Below are 517 nucleotides of genomic sequence, written 5' to 3' on the forward strand. Positions count from 1 at the left end.
CATCTCTATACACTCCAGTCTTCAAGTCGTATAGGGCATTTATGTGTATGAGATTATAGGATTTAACATCCGTTTGGGTTTGGATAGAGGTTTCTGTATCCATGGGATTTCGAGGAATACAGATATCACTCCCATCTGCAGCTAATATCGGAAGATTGGTGTTAAGTGGAATAGGTGCTGTAAATTCTTTAAATAAGGTATAGAAAGCCTCAGGTTTTATCTGATAGCGTCTTTGAACAAAGGCTGAATTTGAAACTGTCAGTCTAGCATCTAGTAATTCTTTTGACAGTGATTTTCCTCCCATTCCCAGAATGGTACGAATCATGGTTTCTAGTGATAACCTTCTTTTACGAGTAAAGGCCTGTTCATCTTGTTTGACGAGCTCAACTTTTTGACTAAGGATACTCTGAATACTCTTATTCAAGTGGGCTTTTATCTGTTTTATCATGGGAAGTACCTCCTTAACTATCAGTTTAGCACATAAAAAAAGAAACCCAAATACAGAATTGTATTTGAA

1 pseudogene is annotated in these 517 nt (G+C 36.8%); it reads right to left on the reverse strand.

From position 1 onward, the window contains the following. Positions 1–448: pseudogene (locus O3658_RS10640) on the reverse strand (IS4 family transposase); the annotation flags it as partial. Between the last annotated feature and the right edge of the window lie 69 nt (positions 449–517).

Origin of the sequence: Streptococcus sp. 27098_8_69, assembly GCF_041432445.1 — a bacterium.
Classification (GTDB): domain Bacteria; phylum Bacillota; class Bacilli; order Lactobacillales; family Streptococcaceae; genus Streptococcus.